Raw genomic sequence first — 21575 nt, 5'->3', positions numbered from 1 at the left:
AGTCGATCAGCGACCCGAGAGCTTCTCACGCAGGGCCGCGAGAGCCTCGTCGTCGGCCAGCGTGCCGCCGACGTTCGACGAGTCGGAGGAGAACGACGATCCGCCGGTCTCGACCGGAGCGGCAGCCTCGGCCTCGAGGGCCTTGGCGACAGCAGCCTTGTGCGCCTCCCAGCGACCCTGGGCAGCGGCGTACTCCTGCTCCCACTTCTCACGCTGCTCGTCGAAGCCTTCGAGCCATGCGTTGGTCTCGGGGTCGAAGCCCTCGGGGTACTTGTACTCCCCGTTCTCGTCGTACTCCGTGACCATGCCGTAGAGGGCGGGGTCGAACTCGGTGCCGAAGGGGTCGACCGACTCGTTCGCCTGCTTGAGCGAGAGCGAGATGCGGCGACGCTCGAGGTCGATGTCGATGATCTTGACGAAGACCTCTTCGCCGACCGACACGACCTGCTCGGCGAGCTCGACGTGCTTGCCCGACAGCTCCGAGATGTGCACGAGGCCCTCGATGCCGTCCGCGACGCGAACGAACGCGCCGAACGGGACGAGCTTGGTGACCTTGCCCGGCGCGACCTGGCCGATCGCGTGCGTGCGGGCGAAGACCTGCCACGGGTCCTCCTGCGTCGCCTTGAGCGAGAGCGACACGCGCTCGCGGTCGAGGTCGACCTCGAGGATCTCGACGGTGACCTCCTGGCCCACCTCGACGACCTCGGAGGCGTGCTCGATGTGCTTCCACGACAGCTCGGAGACGTGCACGAGACCGTCCACGCCGCCCAGGTCGACGAACGCACCGAAGTTGACGATCGACGAGACCGTGCCCTTGCGGACCTGGCCCTTGTGCAGGTTGTTGAGGAACGTGGTGCGCGACTCGGACTGCGTCTGCTCGAGCAGGGCGCGGCGCGAGAGCACGACGTTGTTGCGGTTCTTGTCGAGCTCGAGGATCTTCGCCTCGATCTCCTGGCCGAGGTACGGCGTGAGGTCGCGGACGCGACGAAGCTCGATGAGCGAGGCGGGGAGGAAGCCGCGGAGGCCGATGTCGACGATGAGGCCGCCCTTGACGACCTCGATGACCGAGCCGGTCACGACGCCGTCGTTCTCCTTGATCTTCTCGACGTCGCCCCAGGCGCGCTCGTACTGCGCGCGCTTCTTGGAGAGGATGAGGCGACCTTCCTTGTCCTCCTTCTGGAGGACGAGGGCCTCGACCTCGTCGCCGACCTTGACGACCTCGTTGGGGTCGACGTCGTGCTTGATGGAAAGCTCGCGCGAGGGGATGACGCCCTCGGTCTTGTAGCCGACGTCGAGGAGCACCTCGTCGCGGTCGATCTTCACGACGGTGCCCTCGATGAGGTCGCCGTCGTTGAAGAACTTCAGAGTCTTCTCGACCGCGGCCAGGAAGTCCTCGGCAGATCCGATGTCGTTGATCGCGACCTGCTTGGTGGCCGGGGCGGTCGTTGCGGTAGTCATGTAGTGGGTTGTCCTTGTTGGGTTTGGGTGTCGGGCCTCAGCCTTTCGCGACCTCCGACCCGCGAGATGCGCGGACGGATGCCTCGAGCCGAAGCGAAGCGGATTGTTCTTGCGATGTCATGAACGCACGGCGACTAAGCCACACGAGTGACACTCCAGGGTATCAGAACGCGGACGCGCCCCGAAGGCTTCCCTGTGCCCGTCATCGCGGTTCCCACCGTCCTGTCAGGACCGCTCGGTATTGTGGTCAGACCACATTGTCCATACTTCTGCGTCCTCGTGCGAGCGTGATCATGAACTCGATTCCCGCCGGCTGGTATCCCGACGGAGCGGAGTGGGAGACATTCTGGGACGGACGCGGCTGGACCGATCGTCACCGGATGCGCCCACCCGCCGTCGCGCCCGCCGACGACGGCCGACCCGACTTCCGCAGTGCCCGCTGGGGCGACTCCGTCGACGACGTGCAGGAGGATGCCGCGCTCCTCCACGGCGACGACCGGCTGATGCTCTACGCGTCGACGATCGACTCCCGCCGCGTCACCATCGGCTACGAGTACGTCGAGGGGCTCCTCGTCGCGGGGCGGTACGTCGTCGCCGACCGCTACCCGAGTCCGCAGCACTATGTCGACGCGTTCGGCTCGTTCACGACGCTCCTCTCGAAGGACCACGGCGATCCCGTCGTCGACCGTCCGGTCTGGGAGCCCGCCGCTCGGCGCGTGCCGCGGGACCAGTGGGGCGCAGCGGTCCGCAGAGGCGACCTGCGGCTCATGGCCGCCTGGACGAGCCCCCGCACCGAGATCGTGCTGCTCCTGGAGGACGTCGGCCATGAGTCGAGACTCGGCGTCGTGTGCTCGTCGCGCACGCACGCCGACTGGATCGAAGCGGTCAGACGGAACCAGGCGCTCGCGCTGCTGTGATCGAAGCCGTCTCGCCGCCAGAGGCGCTCGGTCTGCCGACGCGACCGCGCTCAGCGCGTCACTCGACCTCGCCGTCGAGGTAGCACCAGCGGCCCCGCAGCCGCGTGAAACTGCTGCGCTCGTGAAGGATGCCGCGGCCGCCGCCCCCGCGCCACTCGGCGCGGAACTCCACGACGCCGGTCTCGTCGCCGTCCACACCCTCATCGACGGCGAGGATCTCGAGCCGCGTCCACGTCAGGCGCGGGTCGAGCTCGAGCACGTCAGGACGCGTGCGGGGATGCCAGGTCGCGAGCAGGTGCCTCTCGTCGCCGACGGCGAACGCCGTGTATCGCGAACGCATGAGCGCTTCGGCCGTGGGGGCAGCACCGCCGCGGATGACGGGGCCGCAGCATCCCCCGTATGCGCCGCCGCTTCCGCACGGACATGCCTCCCGGTCCGCGAGGACCCTTCGCCCTGCGCCTGAGCCGAACGACATCACTGCCCCGCCCGCTCGGCGCACGCGACGCACCGCAGCGCCGTGGGGCGGGCGCGGAGCCGCGCGTCGGGGATCGCGCGACCGCAGTCGACGCATGTGCCGTACGTTCCGTCCGCCACTCTCGCGAGAGCCAGGTCGATCTCGCCGAGCGTCCTGGACGCTTCGTCGCGCAGCCCCGCGAGCAGCGACCACTCCCCCGAGAGCGTGACTCCTTCGGGGTCGTGCTCGTCGTCGGCGCTGTCGATCGCGCGGTCGGCACGGAGGTCTGCCATCTCGTCGTCGAGCTGGGCGATGCGCGCGAGCGTGGCGACCCTGAGGTCGGCGAGCAGCCGATGAGCATCCGTCGTCATGACCCGTCGAGCCTAGCGCGGCGATCTCTCGACATCCGGGCAGGCTCCTTGCGGTCTGACCACAGAGTCCTCACAGTCTGGCCTGTCAGGCTCGTCATGACGTCGAAGGCAGTCCCCGGGAGGACCGCGCCGAATGCATCCGGTCGCGCGCCGCTTCGTCATGGGCCCACCTCGACCCCCGGAGGTGGGCCCTCTCTCTTTCGGTACGGCGGTCTGTTCCCGCGTACGACCCCCGTTTTGACAGCGCGCCCGCGCGGCATCTAGCGTTCTGTGGCTCGACGAACTGGAGGCCGCGTGGGCACGAAGCAGTCAGCGCCACCCGTCTGGAGATCGCCGCAGCTCTGGTGGCGCGTCGCGATCGTGCTCGTCGGCACGCTCGGGCTCATGACCGGAGAGCGACGCCTCGCGTTCTACACGACGCAGAGCAACCTCATCGTCGTCGCGTTCTTCGCGGTCGTGACGTACTGGATGATCCGGGAGGGCACCACGGATGCCCCGGCACCGCGTCTGCGCGGCGGTGTGACGCTCTGGATCGCCGTCACGGGTCTCGTCTCGCACGTCATCCTCAATCAGGGCGCGAACCCGCTGCCCGGTCTGTTCGTGACCGACGCCGTGACGGTCCTCGACAACAGATCGCTGTTCCTGCTCCACTACGTCGTGCCGGCGATGGTGCTCGTGGACTGGGTCGTGTTCGGTCCGCACGGCATCGTCCGGTGGCGCGACGGCCTGCTGTGGCTGCTGTATCCCGTCGCGTACGGGGCCATCGCGATCGTGCGCGGCGTCGCATTCCCCACGGTCTCCGACCGCTTCCCGTATCCCTTCCTCGACGTCGAGGCGCTCGGCGGCGGCATCGTCTGGGCTCTCACGCGAATCGTCGCCGTCATCGTGGTGCTCGCCGCGGCCGTCATCGCCCTGGACCGCGCCTCCGGGCTCGTGAAGCGCCGGCTGCGACTCACGGCGCGCATTCCGGATGCCGCGGCCGCCGACGCGTGACCCCCGTCGCGATGTGGATAACTCGCCGACCGTGATGGATGCCGCAGCTACCGTGGTCGCGTGATCCTGCGCCGAACGACTGCCGCCCTCGCACTGGCGCTCGCGGCCGCCTTCGCGACGGGGTGTGCGCCCGACCCCGAGCCCGTCGAGACGCCGCCCACGTTCGCCAGCGAGGAAGAGGCCTTCGCCGCCGCTGAAGAGACCTACCGCGCGTACGTCGATGCCCTGAACTCTCGGAGATCCGACCCTGGGGCTCGTCCTTCTCCATCGTCCTTTCTCATCGGGCGGGCGCTTGAGGTTGATGTCGACACCCAGACCAAGTTCTCTCAAGAAGGTCTGTCGATCGTGGGTGCAACACGAATTGTTGATCTCACCCACGAGCATGCGAGCTTCGCGCCACTCAACGTGAGTCTCTATGTCTGTCTTGATTCCTCGGCTACCCGTGTTGTCAATCGTTCAGGTCAAGACGTGACGCCCGCCTCGCGCGAAACAATCACGTTGTTGGCAGTGGACTTGATCCTGGCCGGCGAGGATCTGGCCATCGAGAACAGCGTCACGCGCGCGAACGGCTCATGCTCCGTCTAGCGGTGGTGATCGGCCTCATTCTGGGTGGAGCCGCGGTCGGAGTGACAGCGACAGACCCCGTCTGCACACCAGACCTCGCCGCCGCTGCGCTCTGCCCACAAATCACGAACGACGGCACTCAAGTCGACGTGGGCGCGTCCATGACCCTGCCCGGGCACGGCGAGGACCGCCCGCCGTCCGCGGGCGGTGGCCGCGCGCCGGCGCCCGAACCGGAGCCGACGCCCGACTGCGTCCTGGCTCGGTGCGAGGTGACGTACGAGGTGGGAAGCGTCCCCGAGGTGACGCTCGCCGATCTCGCATCGTTCCGGCCGGCGGCGCCGACGCTCTCGGGCGAACCCGCGGGGTTCGGCGTCGTCGGAATGCCCGCGAACATCGTCGCCGCGGCATCCGAGCAGCGGCTCTCCGGCACGCTGCTGGGGTGGGACGTCGTCGTCAGGTTCGTGCCCGCCGCCTACGTCTTCGAGTTCGGCGACGGCACGACGCTGCGCACGACGACGGGCGGCGCGACGTGGGAGCAGCTCCGTCAGGCCCCGTTCACGCCCACCGCGACGAGCCACGCGTACCGCGAGCGCGGCACGTACGCCGTGCGGGTGACCGTGCGGTACACGGCATCCGTCGACTTCGGCTCGGGTCTGTGGCGTCCCGTCGCGGGCTACGTCGAGGCGAGCACGGGCGGCTACGACGTGCGCGTCGTCGAGGTCCGTACGGCCCTCGTGGAGCGCACGTGCCTCGAGGATCCCGCGGGTCCCGGCTGCTGACGAGACCGCGTCGGACGGGCGTGGCAGGATGAGCGCGTGACCGACCGCCTCATGCTCCTGGACTCCGCGAGCCTCTACTTCCGCGCGTTCTACGGCGTCCCCGACACCGTGCGGGCTCCCGACGGAACTCCGGTCAACGCCGTTCGCGGCTTCCTCGACATCATCACGAGGCTCGTGACGACGTACCGCCCGACGCACCTCGTCGCCTGCTGGGACGACGACTGGCGCCCGCAGTGGCGCGTCGACCTCATCCCGTCGTACAAGGCGCACCGGGTGGCCGAGGTGGTGGAGGGCGGAGCCGACGTCGAGGTCGTCCCCGATCCGCTCGAGGTGCAGGTGCCTGTCATCCGCGACGTGCTGGCGGCGGTCGGCATCGCGATCGTCGGCGCCGCCGAGCACGAGGCCGACGACGTGATCGGCACTCTGGCGACGACGGCGACGCTGCCCGTAGACATCGTGACGGGCGATCGCGACCTCTTCCAGCTCGTCGACGACGCGCGCGACGTGCGGGTCGTCTACACGGCGCGCGGAATGAGCAGGCTCGAGATCGTCACGGATGAGGTCGTCGTCGCGAAGTACGGCGTACTGCCGAGCCAGTACGCCGATTTCGCGACTCTCCGCGGCGACGCGTCCGACGGGCTTCCCGGGGTTCCTGGCATCGGCGAGAAGTCCGCTGCGACGCTCCTCGCGGCGCACGGCGACCTCGCCGGCATCGTCGCCGCGGCGGAAGCGGGTCGAGGGATGTCGGCGGGTGTCGCTGCAAAGATCCTGGCGGCGCTCCCGTACCTCGCCGTCGCGCCGCGCGTCGTCGCGGTGGCGAAGGACCTCGCTCTCACGACGCCCCACACGCGCCTGCAGCCTCTCGATGCCGACCGTCGCGAGCGCCTCGCGGGGCTGTCCGAACGCTGGGCTCTCGGCACCGCCGTCGAGCGCATCTCACTGGCACTCGACGCGACGGCGTGACACGTGGCCTCGTGCGCCCGGCGCCCTCGTGCCGCCGCCGGCAGGCACGGCGCAGTGCCCGGACGCCGCCCGAACCGCAGTCCACCGCCGAACCGAGAGCGCACCTTCACCCACGATGGGCGCGACGACTCTCCTCATAGCTGTCGCCGCACTCACATGAGGCCTGCCGCCGTTGGGATCGGCGGAGTCCGTCGTCAGACCCCGACGTCGATCCCGAGCCCCGCCCCGATGGCGGCCCGCCCCCACCGATAGTGGTTCCCGCCGCACTCCAGGCACAGCGAGCCCAGAGCCGACCCCTGCGTCCAGGGGTAGGTCCCGCCGTCGAAGAGCTGAGCGTCGGAGTGCACGGAGACGAGCCGCTGCAGGCCCCTGTGCGAGGCATCCAGCAGCGCCTCGACCTTCTCGAGGGGCGCATCCACCCAGCGGTCGCGCAGCGTGACGTTGAGCGCATCCAGGTCGCTCCACGTGTACCCGGGGGCCGGCAGGGCGGGTGATCCGCCGATCATGCCGTCCTCGTACCACCCTTCCAGCAGGAGGTGCCAGGCGTGCAGGTGCGCGAGCACATCCCGCACGTTGCGGTCGCGCGCATCCCCCGCGAACTCTTCGTCGACGCGGTCCGCGGCCCGCACGCGCGCCACGAGACCCGTCAGCGCCGAGTACTCCTCGTCGTTGCGGCGGATCAGCTCTTCTCGGTCGTGGATCTTCATGGCGCTACGCCTTCCGTGCTCCGGTCCACTCGCGCAGCCGCGCCAGCGGCCACGTCGTGACGATGCGCTCGGCGGGGACGCCGAGTCGCTCGGCGCGCTCCGCGCCGTGGTCGATGAGCGACAGCTGCCCCGGCGCATGCGCGTCCGAGTCGATCGAGAAGAGGCATCCCTTCTCGAGTGCGACCTCGATGAGATCGTCGGGCGGGTCCTGCCGCTCGGGGCGGGAGTTGATCTCGACCGCCACGCCGCGCGCCGCGCACGCCTCGAACACGGGAGCGGCCTCGAAGGTCGACGGCGGCCTCGTGCCGCGCGAGCCCTCGACGAGGCGGCCCGTCACATGACCGAGCACGTCCGTGCGCGTGTCGGACACCGCCGCGACGAGCCGACGGGTCATGGGTGCGCGCTCCATGCGCAGCTTCGAGTGCGCCGAGGCGACGACGACGTCGAGCTCGTCGAGGAGGTCCGGCTCCTGATCGAGCGTGCCGTCCTCGAGGATGTCGACCTCGATGCCGCTCAGGAGGGTGAACCCCTCGCCCGAGAACCCGTCGTGAAGCGTCAGCTGCTCACGCAGGCGCTCGGGCGACAGCCCGTTGGCGACGCGGAGCCGCGGCGAGTGATCCGTGAGCGCGAGGTACTCGTGGCCGAGCGCGCGCGCCGCGTCGACCATGAGGTCGATCGACGTCAGTCCGTCCGACCAGTCGCTGTGACTGTGGAGGTCGCCGCGCAGCCGGGCGCGGAGTGCGGACCGGCGGTCGACGCCCGCCCGGGTGCGGAGGTCTTCGAGGTACGAGGGGACGCGACCGTCGAGCGCCTCCTGTATGACGGCGAAGGTCGAGTCGCCGATGCCCTTGCGGCGGCGGAGGGATGCCGCATCCCGCAGCTCTTCGTCCGTCAGAGCCGCGATCGCATCCGCTGCCGTCCGGAAAGCCTGCGACTTGTAGCGCGAAGACCTCTCCCGTTCGAGCAGGGAGGCGATCTCGGTGAGCGCGTCGTGCGGATTCATGCCCGCCTGCGCACGCCGTGCGCGCGCGTCACGGAGCGCCGGCCACCGAGGACCGGCGCACGACGACGGGCGCGTTCGCGAGGCGCTGGAGCGCCCAGCCGAACAGTATCGACAGGACGCCGATCGCGATCGCGAACACGGCGACGCCGAAGGACACGACCGACGTGAACAGCGACGCCCGGAGGAACGACGCGTTGGCCATGACGGGTCGCACCGGGTCGTCCTGCGCGAGCTCGGCGAAGGTCTTCCCGCCGGAGATGTCGAGCGCGTGGCGCTGGATGATGTCGGCCTGCACGTACGCCGTGAAGGGTCCCGCGACGGTCTGCCCCTGGAACGCCATGGCGTCGTCGGGGACCGTGATGCTCTCGGCCCGCAGCTGGACCGACACCATGATCCAGACGACGATGCCGACCACGATGAGGGCGATGCCGCCCAGTATTCCGAGGATGCCGATCACCTTGACCGATCCGAGGCTGCGAGCGGGGGGTTCGATGACGTCGGCTGTCTCGACGGGTGCATCGGTCATGGCGTCCTCCTTGAGGCGGGAGCAGTTGCGCATCACGCTATCGCCGTGGCGCGCACCGATGGAAGAGCCCCCGCGGAAAGGGCCGCCGTCAGCCCGCGAGCGCCTGCGTGGCCTCGATCCACTGCGCGAGCTTCGCCGCCGCCCCGCCGTCGTCGATGGCGGCGGCAGCGGCGTCCTTCGCCTCCGCGAGCCGCTCGAGGATGGGCCGCTGCACCTGCGCCGAGTCCTTCCAGAGCCGGTACGCGACGATGCCCGCAGCCGCGTTGAGCAGCACGATGTCGCGCACGGGGCCCGTCTCGCCCGAGAAGACGCGGTGCACCACGGCGGCGTTGTGCGCCGGCTCTCCGCCCAGGAGGTCGTCGATCTGCGCGAGCGGGATGCCGAGATCGCGCGGGTCGAGATCGTGCTCGTGGATGTCGCCGCGGCTGACCTCCCACACGCGGCTGTGGCCCGTCGTCGTGAGCTCGTCCAGGCCGTCGTCGCCGCGGAAGACGAGGGCCGTCGCGCCCCGCGTCTGGAAGACGCCCGTGATGAGCGGCACCCGGTCGAGCTGCGCCACGCCGACCGCGTTGGCCTCCGCGCGCGCCGGGTTGCACAGCGGACCCAGGAAGTTGAACACCGTCGGCACGCCGAGCTCGCTGCGGGTGGCGCCCGCGTGCTTGAACCCGGGATGGAACGCGGCGGCCCACGCGAACGTGATGCCTGCGCGGTCGAGCACCTCGGCGACGGCGTCGGGGCTGATCGCGAGCTCGATGCCCAGGGCGCTCAGGACGTCGGACGAGCCCGACGACGAGCTCGCGGCCTTGTTGCCGTGCTTGACGACGGGGACTCCGGATGCCGCGGCCACGACCGCCGCCATCGTCGAGACGTTCACGGTGCCGAAGCGGTCGCCCCCCGTGCCCACGATGTCGAGCACGTCGGACGTGACGGGAAGCGGCAGCGCGGCCTCGAGGATCGCGTCGCGGAAGCCGACGATCTCATCGACCGTCTCTCCCTTCGCGCGCAGCGCGACGAGGAATCCCGCAAGCTGCGAGGGGGTCGCAGAGCCCGCCATGATCTGGCGCATGGCCCAGGTCGACTCCGAGACGCTGAGGTCGCGTCGGCCCAGGAGGGAGGTGAGGATGTCGGGCCACGAGTAGAGCTCTGCCATGACTGAAAAGCCTAGCCGCGTGCGGCGCCCCGCCGCGCCGTGCGATGATGCGACCGCACAGCCCGTTTCCGGCGGATTCGCAGTGATCTCTTAGGTTGTCCTAAATTCACCCGCAGGCAAATCCGCGCGCTCGGATGCGAAAATCGTGCGTCGAGTTCGGCCATAATGGTCAGCGTGACGACGACTCCTGCGACCTACTCACAGGCGATGCGTTCCGTCAAGCGGCCCGACCCGGTCGCCGTCGGGACGATCGTGTGGCTCGGCAGCGAGGTGATGTTCTTCGCGGGCCTGTTCGCGATCTTCTTCACCCTCCGCTCGACCTCCCCCGAGCTGTGGGCCGAGCGATCCGACCTGTTGAACGTCCCGTTCGCGACGGTCAACACGATCATCCTGATCCTGTCGTCCTTCACATGCCAGGCGGGCGTCTTCGCCGCGGAGCGCCTTCAGCCGTACCGCACCGGCGGGTTCTGGAGCTTCCGTCAGTGGGGCATGGTCGAGTGGTTCTTCCTCACGTTCTTCATGGGCGCCATCTTCGTGTCCGGCCAGGTGTGGGAGTACGCCCAGCTCGTCACCGAGGGGATGCCGATCAGCGCCGACGCATACGCATCCGCCTTCTACCTCACGACCGGCTTCCACGCCCTGCACGTGACGGGCGGCCTCATCGCCTTCCTCCTCGTCATCGGCCGCGCCTTCGCGGTCAAGAACTTCGGCCGCAAGGAGATGACCACCGCGATCGTCGTGTCGTACTACTGGCACTTCGTCGACGTCGTGTGGGTCGCCCTCTTCGCCGTCATCTACCTGCTGCCCTTCGTGAGCTGAGAGCGAGCCAACACCCGATATGGCACGAGAGACAAAACGCCGCTCCACCGGACGTCGCAGCCCCTGGGCCGCCGCGGCCCTCATCGGCATCGGCCTGCTCATCACGGGAGGCGCCTACGCCGGCGCATCCGCCGCGATGGCGGCCGGCACCGACACGGCCCCCACCGCCCTCACCGTCGAAGACGGCAAACGGCTCTTCCAGGCGAACTGCGCGACCTGCCACGGCCTCAACCTCGAGGGCAGCGATGCAGGGCCATCGCTCTACGGCGTGGGCGAGCTCGCGGTCGAGTTCCAGATGGCGACCGGCCGCATGCCGCTGCAGATGCAGGGGCCGCAGGCGCCGCAGAAGGCGCCGCAGTTCACGCAGGAGCAGATCGAGGCCATCGCGTCGTGGGTCCAGTCGACGTCCCCCGGTCCTCAGTACCCTTCGGACGAGACCCTGGACGGCGAAGGCGACGTCGCACGCGGCGCGGAGCTGTTCCGCATCAACTGTGCGATGTGTCACAACGTCGCGGCCGCGGGAGGCGCCCTGACGGAGGGCAAGTACGCCCCCGCTCTGACGCAGACGAGCCCGCTGCACATGTACGCCGCGATGGTCACGGGCCCGCAGAACATGCCGGTGTTCAGCGACATGAACCTGTCGCTCGAGGACAAGCGCGACATCATCTCGGCCCTTCTCTTCCTGCAGGAGAACCAGTCGGCCGGCGGTTTCTCGCTCGGCGGCCTCGGCCCCGTCTCCGAGGGCCTGTTCGTGTGGATCTTCGGAATCGGCTCGCTGATCGCCATCACCGTGTGGATCACGGCGAAGTCCAACTGAACGACAACTGACGAAGACCCAGTAGGCAAGAGGGAGCAGCATGGCACACGAGGACGACCCGCTCGAGCACGAGAGGGCTTCGTGGAAGCCCTCCGCGGGGCTCGCCGTCGCGGTCAGCGACCCGGTGCGTCCCCCGGACCTTCCGTCGCACCGCTCGAGGATCACCGACAAGGACCCGGCCGCCATGACGCGCGCCGTCCGCACCGTGTACACGCTGTTCTACCTGTCGGTCGCGGCGAGCGTGTGGGCGGTGGCCGCCTACATGATCTTCCCGATCGAGAGCGGGCGGATCGTCGACGTCCGCAACAACAACCTGTTCGTCGGACTCGGCATCGCACTGGCCCTCCTCGCGCTCGGAATCGGCGCGATCCACTGGTCCAAGGCCGTCATGTCCGACAAGGAGTTCATCGAGCCCCGGCACGCCACGCGCGGGCGCGACTCCACGCGCGAGGCCGCCGTGAAGGCCTTCTCGGAAGCCAACGAGGACTCGGGTTTCGGTCGTCGAGCGATGATCCGCAACTCCCTCATCGCGGCCGTCGTCGCCTCGGTCGTGCCGGGCATCACGCTGTTCCGCGGCCTCGCGCCGCAGAACTCGCCGTCGAACCCGTTCGCGGGCGATCCCGTCCACCTCCTGAGCCACACCATGTGGAAGGAGGGAACCCGCCTCGCACGCGACCCCGAGGGCACGCCCATCCGCGCGTCTGAGGTCACGCTCGGCTCCGCCTTCCACGTGATCCCCGAAGACCTCGCAGAGCTCGGCCACGAGGAGGGCTACCTCGAGGAGAAGGCCAAGGCGATCGTGCTGCTCATGCGCCTGCTCCCCGAACAGCTCATCGAGACGGAGGAACGCAAGAGCTGGTCGTACGACGGCATCGTCGCCTACTCGAAGGTGTGCACGCACGTCGGCTGCCCCGTCGCGCTCTACGAGCAGCAGACGCACCACCTGCTGTGCCCCTGCCACCAGTCGCAGTTCGACGTGACGCGCGGCGCAGCCGTCATCTTCGGGCCCGCCGCCCGTCCGCTCCCGCAGCTTCCGATCGCCGTCGACTCCGAGGGCTACCTCATCGCACAGAGCGACTTCAACGAACCCGTCGGCCCGAGCTTCTGGGAGCGCCATTGAGCACCGCAACCGTCACCGAGGAGCGCGAGTCCGTCTCGCGCGACAAGCCCCTGGGCGGCCGTTTCGTCGGCTGGGCATCGAACTACATCGACGAGCGCACGAGCCTCTCCGGGTTCGTCAAGGAGCTGGGTCGCAAGATCTTCCCCGACCACTGGTCGTTCATGCTCGGCGAGATCGCACTGTGGTCTTTCGTCGCCGTCCTGCTGTCGGGAACATTCCTGACGTTCTTCTTCCAGGCCTCGATGGTTCCGACCCACTACTCGGGAGCGTTCCTCCCGATGCGTGGCGTCGAGATGTCGGCGGCGCTCGACTCCACCCTGCGGCTGTCGTTCGACATCCGCGGCGGCCTGCTCGTGCGTCAGATCCATCACTGGGCGGCGCTCGTCTTCGTCGCAGGCATCGGCGTGCACATGCTGCGCATCTTCTTCACGGGTGCGTTCCGCAAGCCGCGTGAGCTCAACTGGGTCATCGGCTTCATCCTCTTCATCCTCGCGATGGGCGAGGGCTTCACGGGATACTCGCTGCCCGACGACCTCCTCTCGGGCAACGGCCTGCGCATCATCGACGGCATGGTCAAGGGCATCCCGCTCATCGGCACGTGGTTCTCGTTCCTGCTGTTCGGCGGCGAGTTCCCCGGCAACCAGATCGTCGGACGCCTGTACACGCTGCACATCCTGCTGCTGCCCGCCATCCTGGTCGCGCTGCTCGTGCTCCACCTCATGCTGATGGTGATCAACAAGCACACGCAGTTCGCAGGGCCGGCGCGCACGAACAGCAACGTCGTGGGCTACCCCATGATGCCGGTCTACATGTCGAAGATGGGCGGGTTCTTCTTCATCACCTTCGGCGTCATCGTCCTCATCGCGTCGCTGTTCACGATCAACCCGATCTGGAACTACGGCCCGTACGACCCGTCGCCCGTCTCGGCCGGCACGCAGCCCGACTGGTACATCGGGTTCGCCGACGGCGCGCTGCGACTCGTGCCGCCGCACCTCGAGTTCGTCTTCCTCGACCGGACGTGGTCGTTCAACATCCTGATCCCGCTCGCCGTGATCGGCGTGTTCATCGTCCTCGTGCTGATCTACCCCTTCATCGAGGCGTGGGTCACAGGCGACAAGCGCGAGCACCACATCGCCCAGCGCCCGCGCAACGCCGCGACCCGCACGGCGATCGGCGCGGCCGGTGTGACGTTCTATGCCGTGCTGTGGGCGGCGGCCTCGTCCGACATCATCGCGACGCACTTCTCGCTCACGATGGAGGGCGTCATCCACGCGCTCCAGGCGCTGCTGATCCTCGGACCGGTCATCGCCTACTTCGTCACGAAGCGTATGTGCGTCGCACTGCAGAAGAAGGATCGCGAGATCGCGCTGCACGGCTACGAGTCGGGCCGCATCGTCCGCCTCCCCGGCGGCGAGTACATCGAGGTGCACCAGCCCGTCGACGAGTACGAGCGCTGGAAGCTCGTCGGTCACGAGGACTACGAGCCGCTCGTCGTGCGACCCAACTCCCGCGGCCGCATCCCGTGGCACGAGAATCTCCGTTCAGGCCTCTCGCGCTGGTTCTTCGAGGACCGCCTCACTCCGCTCACGCAGGCGGATGTGAACGCCGCCATCGAGCACCAGCACCACACGCTCGATCACATCGCCGTCGAGGAGGATGCCGAGATCCAGGGCGCTCACGAGCGCGCGGGAGTGCCGGACGCCCCGCACATCCCGATCGACGACGGACAGCACGGTGAGACCGCCAACCGGCCCTCCAACGTCATCGTCTCCGACGACGGCACGAAGAAGTCGAAGAACCGCGAGAAGGAGTCCGGCCAGTAGGCCGACCTCTCCGAGAGTCCCGGCGCCGCGATCGCATGATCGCCGCCCGGGACTCTCTGTCGTGTCTCCCCTGTGGCGCGCCACGTCGGCAGGAAACCGTCGGAGGCTGTCCGACCTCTGTCGCGGACGCGGCACCCCTCCCCGTTAGCGTGAGAGCATGACAGACGCGCTCTCCTACTTCTCGGCCAAGCTGCAGCTCGAGACCGACCCGTCGGACGTCTACGCGGCGCAGAAGGCGGGCGAGCGCGTCGTGCTCGTCGACGTCCGCAGCGCGGAGGCGTGGGCGCAGGGGCGCATCCCGGGCGCCGTCCACATGCCGTATCGCGAGATCGCCGAGCGCGCTCCGCGCGAGCTCGATCCTGCCGCGGCCGTGGTCGTCTACTGCTGGAGCCCCGGCTGCAACGCCGGAGCGAAGGGCGCGCTCGAGTTCGCGAAGCTCGGGTGGTCGGTCAAGGAGATGATCGGCGGCTACGAGTACTGGGTGCGCGAGGGGCAGCCCGCCGAGAACGACGAGGGTCCGCTCCCCCGCGTCTTCGACCCGCAGGTCATGGTCGTGCGAGCCTGAGCCCGCCGGGACTAGGCGGACTCGAGCTGCTCGTTGAACAGATCGGCGGCAGCGCCGTGGAACTGAGGACGCTCGGCGGCCGTCTCCGCGTCCGTCACCTCGCCGACGACCGCTGTGACGTTGTCGCGCGATCCCGCGTCGAGGGCGAGCCGTACGAGCGCGTACGAGGCGTGCGCGGGATCGCCCGTCGCGAGGAGGGTCTCGATGTCCTGTTCGGGCACGTAGTCGGTCATGCCGTCGCTGCAGAGCAGCCAGCGGTCGCCGATCATCATGTCGAACTCGGCGAGCGTCACGACGTCGTCATCGCCGCCGTGCAGCGACGCCGTGATGACGTTGCGATGAGGATGGGATGCCGCTTCCTCCGCTGACATGAGACCGCGGTCGACGAGCACCTGCACGAACGAGTCGTCGCGGGTCTGGCGCGACATCCTCCCCTCGCGCAGTCGATACGCACGCGAGTCGCCCGTGTGGGCGAGCACGAGCGTGTCGTCCGGCGTCGCGAAGACGCCCGTCAGTGTCGTCGCCATGCCGTCGAGCGCCGGGTTGCGCTGCACATGCGCCCGCAGATCCCAGTTGGCCTCGCGGATGCGCGTGAGCAGCTGCGAGGGCGTGACGGGGCCGTGCATCCCCGACACGAGCCGGTGGACGAGCGCCGCCGATGCGACATCGCCCGCGGGACCTCCCCCGACGCCGTCCGCGACGGCCGCACCCCACCATGCCGTGAAGGCGGAGTCCTGGTTGGAGGCACGATGGCCGCCGACGGTCGATACGGCCGCGGCGCGCAGGCGGGGGGGCAAGCGCGTGCCGGAATCAGCGGGCGAAGTAGCCGCGGTAGTACTCGTAGACCCAGCCGACGATCGCGACGACGAAGACGCTGAGGCCGATGGGCACCATCCACGTGCCGACCGCGAGGCCGATCATGGCGAGTGCCGCCGAGAAGGCGAGGACGATGGGCCACCACGACCACGGGCTGAACTCGCCGAGCTCAGGGTCGCCGTCGTCGATGTCTGCGGTCAGGATGTCTTCGGGAAGCTCTCCACGCTGCGCCTTGTGCACGCGCCCCACGTAGAAGGCGATGAGGGCGCCCATGAACGACGTGAACAACAGGGCGACCGTGCCCACCCACTCGATGCGGTGGACGATCTCGCCCTCGCGGGCGACGATGTTCCACCCCGTGTAGAGGACGGCCACGACGAAGAAGAAGACCGTCAGAAGCCACCAGAGGCCGACGTTCGTACGCACTACTTCACCTCTCCCTCGGCGAGGTCGACGACCGGAGCGTCAGGAGCGTCCTTCGCAGGACCCACGCCGACAGGGATGCCGGCCTCCGGGTGGTTGAGGTCGAACGCGGGGCGCTCGCTGCGGATGCGCGGGATCGACGTGAAGTTGTGGCGAGGCGGCGGGCAGCTGGTCGCCCACTCGAGCGATGCGCCGTAGCCCCACGGGTCGTTGACCGTCACCTTCGGCGCGGTGCGCGCCGTGATCCACACGTTGAACAGGAACGGGATCATCGAGGCGCCGAGGATGATCGCGCCGATCGTCGAGACCTGGTTCTGCCACGTCCAGCCGTCTGCCGCCGAGTAGTCGGCATAGCGACGCACCATCCCGTCGACACCCAGCCAGTGCTGGATGAGGAAGGTCATGTGGAACCCGACGAACAGCATCCAGAAGTGCACCGTTCCGAGCCGCTCGTTGAGCATGCGTCCCGTCCACTTGGGCCACCAGAAGTAGAAGCCGGCGAACATCGCGAACACGACCGTGCCGAAGACGACGTAGTGGAAGTGGGCGACGACGAAGTACGAGTCCGACAGATGGAAGTCCAGCGGCGGCGACGCGAGGATGACGCCCGTGAGCCCGCCGAACACGAAGGACACGAGGAAGCCGAGCGTGAACTTCATGGGGGCTTCGAAGGTCACCGAGCCTCGCCACATCGTGCCGATCCAGTTGAAGATCTTCACGCCGGTGGGCACGGCGATGAGCATCGTCATGAGGGCGAAGAACGGCAGGAGGACGGCTCCCGTCACGTACATGTGGTGCGCCCACACCGCGACAGAGAGGGCCGCGATCGAGATCGTCGCGTAGACGAGCGTCTTGTAGCCGAAGATCGGCTTGCGGCTGAACACGGGGAGGATCTCGGACACGATGCCGAAGAACGGCAGGGCGATGATGTACACCTCGGGGTGGCCGAAGAACCAGAACAGGTGCTGCCAGAGCAGCACGCCGCCGTTCTCGGGGTCGTAGATGTGCGCGCCCAGGATGCGATCGGCGGCCGCAGCGAGGATCGCTGCCGCGAGCACGGGGAACGCCATCAGGATCAGGATGCTCGTGATCAGCGTGTTCCACGAGAAGATCGGCATCCGCCACATCGTCATACCCGGCGCACGCATCGTGACGATCGTCGTGATGAAGTTGACGGCGCCGAGGATCGTGCCGAAGCCGCTCATGCCCAGACCGACCATCCACAGGTTGCCGCCGGCGCCCGGAGAGAAGCTCGCGCTCGCGAGCGGCTGATAGGCGAACCAGCCGAAGGATGCCGCGCCCTGAGGGGTCAGGAAGCCGGCGACGGCGATCGTCGATCCGAACAGGAACAGCCAAAACGCGAACGCGTTCAGACGCGGGAACGCGACATCCGGCGCACCGATCTGCAGCGGCAGGATCGCGTTCGCGAAGCCCGCGAACAGCGGCGTCGCGAACATGAGCAGCATGATCGTGCCGTGCATCGTGAACAGCTGGTTGTACTGCTCCTTCGTCGGGATGATCTGCATCCCGGGCTCGAAGAGCTCGGCGCGGATGATGAGCGCCATGACGCCGCCGAGCATGAAGAACAGCACGGAGGCGATCAGGTACATGTAGCCGATCGTCTTGTGGTCGGTGGAGGTGATCCACTTGACGATGATGTTGCCCTTCTGCTCGACGCGAGAAGAGCTCAGGAGCGCGGCCTGGCGCGGCGGGAGCGTCGTCGGACGTCCGTGCGGGGCCTCCTGGAGTGGGACCGTCGTCGCCATGATCAGTTGTCTCCCTCTTCCTCGGAAGCGCCGGTGCCCGGCCAGTTCTGGAGGCGGTCGTAGGCGTCGTTGACGTCGCCCGTCTGCCCTGCGTCGCGCAGGGACTCGAGGTAGTCCTCGTACTCGCCTTCGCTGACGACCTTGACGTTGAAGAGCATCATCGAGTGGTATTCGCCGCACAGCTCGGCGCACTTGCCCGCGTACGTGCCCTCACGCGTCGGGGTGAAGGACCAGAAGTTGTCGTGCCCCTGGTACATGTCCTTCTTGTAGAGGAAGTCGATGATCCAGAAGGAGTGGATGACGTCGCGCGAGGCGAGCTTGATCGTGACGGTCTTGTCGACCGGGAGGTACAGCGTCGGGAGCGCGTCCTGGTCGACGTTGCCTGCCGCGTCGGGCCGAGCCTGCTGACCCATCGTCCACACGGCGTCGGAGTTGTCCTCCTCTTCGCCGTCGTACTGGAAGTCCCACGACCACTGCTTGCCGATCGCCGTGATCGACACGTCCGGGTCTTCCCACTGCGTCTCGAGCGTCACCTGGTCGCGCGCCGTGAAGGCGAAGAAGCCCAGCACCAGGACGAACGGCACGATCGTGTAGAAGATCTCGATCGGCATGTTGTAGCGCAGCTGCACGGGCAGCCCGGACTGGCCGCGGCGGCGACGGTAGACGATCGCCGCCCACGCCATGAGGCCCCATGTGATGACGCCGACGGCGAGCAGCACGAGCCAGGAGTTGACCCACAGGCCCGAGACCATCTCCGTGCGGTCGGTCGTCGCCGGACCGTCCTCCACGAATCCCGGAAGGAAGCCGTTGAGCTCCGTCGGGGTGCAGCCCGCGAGGACGACGGCCGCTGCGACCCCGAGGGGAAGAGCAGCCCAGCGGAGGCGACGTTTCGAGGGCACGGGTGCACCTTTCCGGGACGCGAACAGGACTGTCGCAAGTCTAGGGCAACCTCCCACCGGATTCAGGCCAACCGCCCAGCCTCAGGGCGTCGTTTCGCCGCTGAGCAGGCACTTCGTCGGGTACGACGAACGGCGCCCTGCGGCCGGAGAGGCCGGGCAGGACGCCGTTCGGCGAACGGGTCAGTGGAAGCTGTCGCCGCAGGCGCAGCTTCCCGCCGCGTTGGGGTTGTCGATCGTGAAGCCCTGCTCCGAGATCGTGTCCTTGAAGTCGATCGTGGCGCCGTCGAGGTACGGGACGCTCATGTCGTCGACGATGACCTCGACGCCGTCGAAGTCGACCGCCTGGTCGCCGTCGAGGAACCGCTCGTCGAAGTACAGCTGGTAGATGAGGCCGCTGCATCCGCCCGGCTGCACGGCCACGCGCAGGCGCAGATCGTCGCGACCCTCCTGCGAGAGCAGGCTCTTGACCTTGTCGGCCGCAGCGTCGGTCAGGAGAACGCCGTGCGTGCGCTGGGTCTGGTCGGTCGACAGTGCGATGTCGGTCATGTCTCTCCCGATGGTCGGGCCGTTGTCATACGGCTGGATGGGTCGATTCTACGCCGCGACGGATGCGAGAAGGCTCCGGGCGCTCACGTGCGCGCGTCGAGCTTCTCCAGCAGCAGCGCCTCGGACACGAGCGCGTTGCGGAACGTCTCGAGATGCAGCGACTCGTTCGGACTGTGGGCGCGGGCGTGCGGGTCCTCGACCCCCGTCACGAGGATCTGCGCGGACGGGAACTCGCGCACGAGATCGGCGATGAACGGGATGGATCCGCCGACGCCGACGTCGACCGACGGCACGCCGTAGCCCTCCTCGAACGCCTCGCGCACCGCCGCGACCGCCCACCCGCTCGTGTCGACGAGAAAACCGTCGCCGAAGTCGACGTCGGCGAACTCGAGCTCCGCCCCGAAGGGCGCGTGCGCACGCAGGTGCCGCTCGATCGCGTCGTAGGCCTCCCGTGCCGCCTGGCCGGGCGCGACACGCGCGCTGATGACGACCGAGATCTCGGGGCTCAGCGTGTTCGACGCGTTGACGACGCTCGGCGCGTCGATCCCGGTCACCGTGATGGAGGGCTTGTTCCAGATGCGGCTGAGGATCGAGTCCCGCCCGATCGGCGTCGTGCCCGCAGGCAGCCCGGCCTCGTCCCGGAGAGTCTCCTCCGAGTACTCGGGGGTCGCGGCATCCCGTGCCGTCATCCCCTCGACCGCGACGACGCCGTCGGCGTCCCACAGCGTGGAGAGGAGCGTGATCGTGGCCATCATGGCGTCGGGGACCGCGCCGCCGAACATTCCGGAGTGCGACGCGTGCTCGAGTGTGCGGACCCTGAGGGTGAAGCGCGCGTTCCCCCGCAGCGACACCGTGAGCCCCGGGGTCTTCGCGTCCCAGTTGCCCGAGTCGGCGACGACGATGACGTCGGCACGCAGCGCGTCGGCATGGTCGGTGAGGAACTGCGAGAAGGAGCGGGATGCCGCCTCCTCCTCCCCCTCGACGAAGAGGGCGACCCCGAGGTCGAAGTCGGCCCCGAGCGCCTCCTTCAGCGCGCGCAGCGCGCCGATGTGCGCCATGACGCCGGCCTTGTCGTCGGCGGCGCCGCGTCCGTAGAGGCGGCCGTGGCGGACGGTCGGCTCGAACGGCGGCGTGTCCCACAGGCCGATGTCACCGACGGGCTGCACGTCGTGGTGCGCGTAGAGCAGGATCGTCGGCCTGCCGTTGCGCGCGGCGCGGGTCGCGAGCACGGCAGGCATGCCGCGCTCGTCCGTCCCGGGTATCGCGGCGTCGGCGATCCTGACGGAGTCGAAGACCCCGATGCCCTCGGCGAGGGCCTCGACGGCCTCCGCGCTGCGCTGGACTTCTGCATGGTCGAAACCGGGGAAGGCGATCGACGGGATGCGGACGAGGGCGCCGAGATCGGCGAGGGCTGCCGGGATGCCGGCGGTCGCGGCATCCCGCACCGCCTCCGCACGGGAGAACTCTGAGGTCATGCGGGTAATCTTAAGGGCACCCCTTTCCCCTTCTCAGAGGTATCACTCGTGACCACGACCCCTTCCGCATCCAACGACGCTCCCGCACAGCCGGACGGCGCGACCGGGAAGGGCCGCGCGACGCCGACGCGGGCGGAGCAGGAAGCCGCGCGCAAGCGCCCCCTCGTGGCCGACACGAAGGAGGCGAAGGCCCGCGCCAAGGCCGACGTCGCGAAGCAGCGCGAGAAGGCGCGCGTCGGCATGGCAGCCGGAGACGACCGCTATCTGACGGCCCGTGACAAGGGTCCGCAGCGGCGGTGGGTGCGCGACTGGATCGACGCGGGATGGCACCTCGGCGAAGCCATCATGCCGCTCATGCTGCTCGTGATCATCCTCACCTTCGTGCCGCTGTATCAGGTGCAGATGTACGCGTTCGTCGGACTCTGGTTCTTCATCCTGCTCGTGATCGCCGACATGATCGTGACCTCGATCCGCGTCAAGCGCGCCGCGAAGGCCAAGTGGGGCGACAGGACAGAGCGCGGACTCGGCTGGTACGCCGCCATGAGGACCATCCAGATGCGCTTCATGCGCCTGCCGAAGGCGCAGGTCAAGCGCGGGCAGTACCCGGCCTGACGGGCGCCG

At 68.6% G+C, this 21575-nt stretch carries 24 protein-coding genes; 11 read left to right on the top strand and 13 right to left on the bottom strand.

The window, feature by feature from the left end; genetic code table 11:
• Positions 1-6: 6 nt before the first annotated feature.
• Entirely contained in the window at positions 7-1458 is a 1452-nt protein-coding gene (rpsA, locus tag FHS08_RS13205) for a 30S ribosomal protein S1 (protein ID WP_167040149.1), read from the bottom strand.
• Between the two features lie 293 nt (positions 1459-1751).
• Here rpsA and FHS08_RS13200 point away from each other — a divergent pair, with 293 nt between their 5' ends.
• The gene (locus FHS08_RS13200) at positions 1752-2375 is read left to right on the top strand and encodes a DUF2510 domain-containing protein (RefSeq protein WP_167040147.1); all 624 of its coding nucleotides are present in this window, start codon (positions 1752-1754) and stop codon (positions 2373-2375) included.
• A gap of 58 nt (positions 2376-2433) precedes the next feature.
• Here FHS08_RS13200 and FHS08_RS13195 read toward each other — a convergent pair whose 3' ends face one another.
• Positions 2434-2850: a YchJ family protein gene (locus tag FHS08_RS13195; RefSeq protein WP_167040145.1), complete on the bottom strand. Its 417-nt coding sequence runs from the start codon at positions 2848-2850 to the stop codon at positions 2434-2436.
• On the bottom strand, positions 2850-3200 hold the full coding sequence (locus FHS08_RS13190; RefSeq protein WP_167040143.1) for a TraR/DksA family transcriptional regulator: 351 nt from the start codon (positions 3198-3200) through the stop codon (positions 2850-2852). Before FHS08_RS13190 ends, FHS08_RS13195 begins: the two co-directional genes overlap by 1 nt.
• Positions 3201-3494: 294 nt before the next feature.
• Here FHS08_RS13190 and FHS08_RS13185 point away from each other — a divergent pair, with 294 nt between their 5' ends.
• The 4 genes from FHS08_RS13185 (at position 3495) to FHS08_RS13170 (ending at position 6499) form a co-directional block, all read left to right on the top strand.
• Entirely contained in the window at positions 3495-4193 is a 699-nt protein-coding gene (locus FHS08_RS13185) for a Pr6Pr family membrane protein (protein WP_167040141.1), read from the top strand.
• A gap of 60 nt (positions 4194-4253) precedes the next feature.
• Positions 4254-4778: a hypothetical protein gene (locus tag FHS08_RS13180; protein ID WP_167040139.1), complete on the top strand. Its 525-nt coding sequence runs from the start codon at positions 4254-4256 to the stop codon at positions 4776-4778.
• A 140-nt stretch (positions 4779-4918) separates the two neighbouring features.
• Positions 4919-5536, top strand: coding sequence for a PKD domain-containing protein (locus tag FHS08_RS13175; protein ID WP_167040137.1), 618 nt, complete (start codon positions 4919-4921; stop codon positions 5534-5536).
• A gap of 36 nt (positions 5537-5572) precedes the next feature.
• Positions 5573-6499, top strand: coding sequence for a 5'-3' exonuclease (locus FHS08_RS13170; protein ID WP_341800416.1), 927 nt, complete (start codon positions 5573-5575; stop codon positions 6497-6499).
• Positions 6500-6693: 194 nt separating this feature from the next.
• On the opposite strand, the gene FHS08_RS13165 is transcribed toward FHS08_RS13170, so the two are convergent.
• The 4 genes from FHS08_RS13165 to trpD all read right to left on the bottom strand — a co-directional run bounded on the left by FHS08_RS13165 (position 6694) and on the right by trpD (position 9885).
• A complete protein-coding gene (locus FHS08_RS13165; RefSeq protein WP_167040135.1) occupies positions 6694-7206 on the bottom strand; it encodes a ClbS/DfsB family four-helix bundle protein in 513 nt (170 codons plus the stop codon).
• A 4-nt stretch (positions 7207-7210) separates the two neighbouring features.
• A complete protein-coding gene (locus tag FHS08_RS13160; RefSeq protein ID WP_167040133.1) occupies positions 7211-8209 on the bottom strand; it encodes a PHP domain-containing protein in 999 nt (332 codons plus the stop codon).
• Between the two features lie 28 nt (positions 8210-8237).
• Positions 8238-8735: an aromatic ring-opening dioxygenase LigA gene (locus tag FHS08_RS13155; protein WP_167040131.1), complete on the bottom strand. Its 498-nt coding sequence runs from the start codon at positions 8733-8735 to the stop codon at positions 8238-8240.
• Between the two features lie 88 nt (positions 8736-8823).
• Positions 8824-9885, bottom strand: coding sequence for an anthranilate phosphoribosyltransferase (gene trpD / locus FHS08_RS13150; RefSeq protein ID WP_167040129.1), 1062 nt, complete (start codon positions 9883-9885; stop codon positions 8824-8826).
• 165 nt (positions 9886-10050) lie between these two features.
• On the opposite strand from trpD, the gene ctaE reads away from it, so the two are divergent.
• From ctaE to FHS08_RS13125, 5 genes are all read left to right on the top strand, one after another.
• Positions 10051-10704, top strand: a complete 654-nt coding sequence (gene ctaE / locus FHS08_RS13145; protein ID WP_167040127.1) for an aa3-type cytochrome oxidase subunit III — start codon at positions 10051-10053, stop codon at positions 10702-10704.
• 19 nt (positions 10705-10723) lie between these two features.
• Entirely contained in the window at positions 10724-11521 is a 798-nt protein-coding gene (qcrC, locus tag FHS08_RS13140) for a cytochrome bc1 complex diheme cytochrome c subunit (RefSeq protein ID WP_167040125.1), read from the top strand.
• A 40-nt stretch (positions 11522-11561) separates the two neighbouring features.
• Positions 11562-12641, top strand: coding sequence for a cytochrome bc1 complex Rieske iron-sulfur subunit (qcrA, locus tag FHS08_RS13135; RefSeq protein WP_167040123.1), 1080 nt, complete (start codon positions 11562-11564; stop codon positions 12639-12641).
• Entirely contained in the window at positions 12638-14464 is a 1827-nt protein-coding gene (gene qcrB / locus FHS08_RS13130; protein WP_167040121.1) for a cytochrome bc1 complex cytochrome b subunit, read from the top strand. Before qcrA ends, qcrB begins: the two co-directional genes overlap by 4 nt.
• A gap of 157 nt (positions 14465-14621) precedes the next feature.
• Entirely contained in the window at positions 14622-15029 is a 408-nt protein-coding gene (locus FHS08_RS13125; protein ID WP_167040119.1) for a rhodanese-like domain-containing protein, read from the top strand.
• Positions 15030-15040: 11 nt separating this feature from the next.
• Here FHS08_RS13125 and FHS08_RS13120 read toward each other — a convergent pair whose 3' ends face one another.
• The 6 genes from FHS08_RS13120 to FHS08_RS13095 all read right to left on the bottom strand — a co-directional run bounded on the left by FHS08_RS13120 (position 15041) and on the right by FHS08_RS13095 (position 20954).
• The gene (locus FHS08_RS13120; RefSeq protein ID WP_167040117.1) at positions 15041-15826 is read right to left on the bottom strand and encodes a PP2C family protein-serine/threonine phosphatase; all 786 of its coding nucleotides are present in this window, start codon (positions 15824-15826) and stop codon (positions 15041-15043) included.
• Positions 15827-15839: 13 nt separating this feature from the next.
• Positions 15840-16271, bottom strand: a complete 432-nt coding sequence (locus FHS08_RS13115; RefSeq protein ID WP_167040114.1) for an aa3-type cytochrome oxidase subunit IV — start codon at positions 16269-16271, stop codon at positions 15840-15842.
• A complete protein-coding gene (gene ctaD, locus FHS08_RS13110) occupies positions 16271-18034 on the bottom strand; it encodes an aa3-type cytochrome oxidase subunit I (RefSeq protein ID WP_167040112.1) in 1764 nt (587 codons plus the stop codon). Before ctaD ends, FHS08_RS13115 begins: the two co-directional genes overlap by 1 nt.
• A 2-nt stretch (positions 18035-18036) precedes the next feature.
• Positions 18037-18933 (bottom strand): aa3-type cytochrome oxidase subunit II, encoded by an 897-nt coding sequence (gene ctaC, locus FHS08_RS13105; protein ID WP_167040110.1) that lies wholly within the window; start codon positions 18931-18933, stop codon positions 18037-18039.
• A gap of 180 nt (positions 18934-19113) precedes the next feature.
• Positions 19114-19479, bottom strand: coding sequence for an iron-sulfur cluster insertion protein ErpA (gene erpA, locus FHS08_RS13100; protein WP_167040108.1), 366 nt, complete (start codon positions 19477-19479; stop codon positions 19114-19116).
• Positions 19480-19562: 83 nt separating this feature from the next.
• Entirely contained in the window at positions 19563-20954 is a 1392-nt protein-coding gene (locus FHS08_RS13095; protein WP_167040106.1) for a dipeptidase, read from the bottom strand.
• 48 nt (positions 20955-21002) lie between these two features.
• Here FHS08_RS13095 and FHS08_RS13090 point away from each other — a divergent pair, with 48 nt between their 5' ends.
• A complete protein-coding gene (locus FHS08_RS13090) occupies positions 21003-21566 on the top strand; it encodes a DUF3043 domain-containing protein (protein WP_167040104.1) in 564 nt (187 codons plus the stop codon).
• The last annotated feature ends 9 nt before the right edge of the window (positions 21567-21575 follow it).

Origin of the sequence: Microbacterium ulmi (genome assembly GCF_011759705.1) — a bacterium.
GTDB classification, from domain to species: Bacteria; Actinomycetota; Actinomycetes; order Actinomycetales; family Microbacteriaceae; genus Microbacterium; species Microbacterium ulmi.
This window is presented reverse-complemented; position numbering and strand designations above follow the sequence as displayed.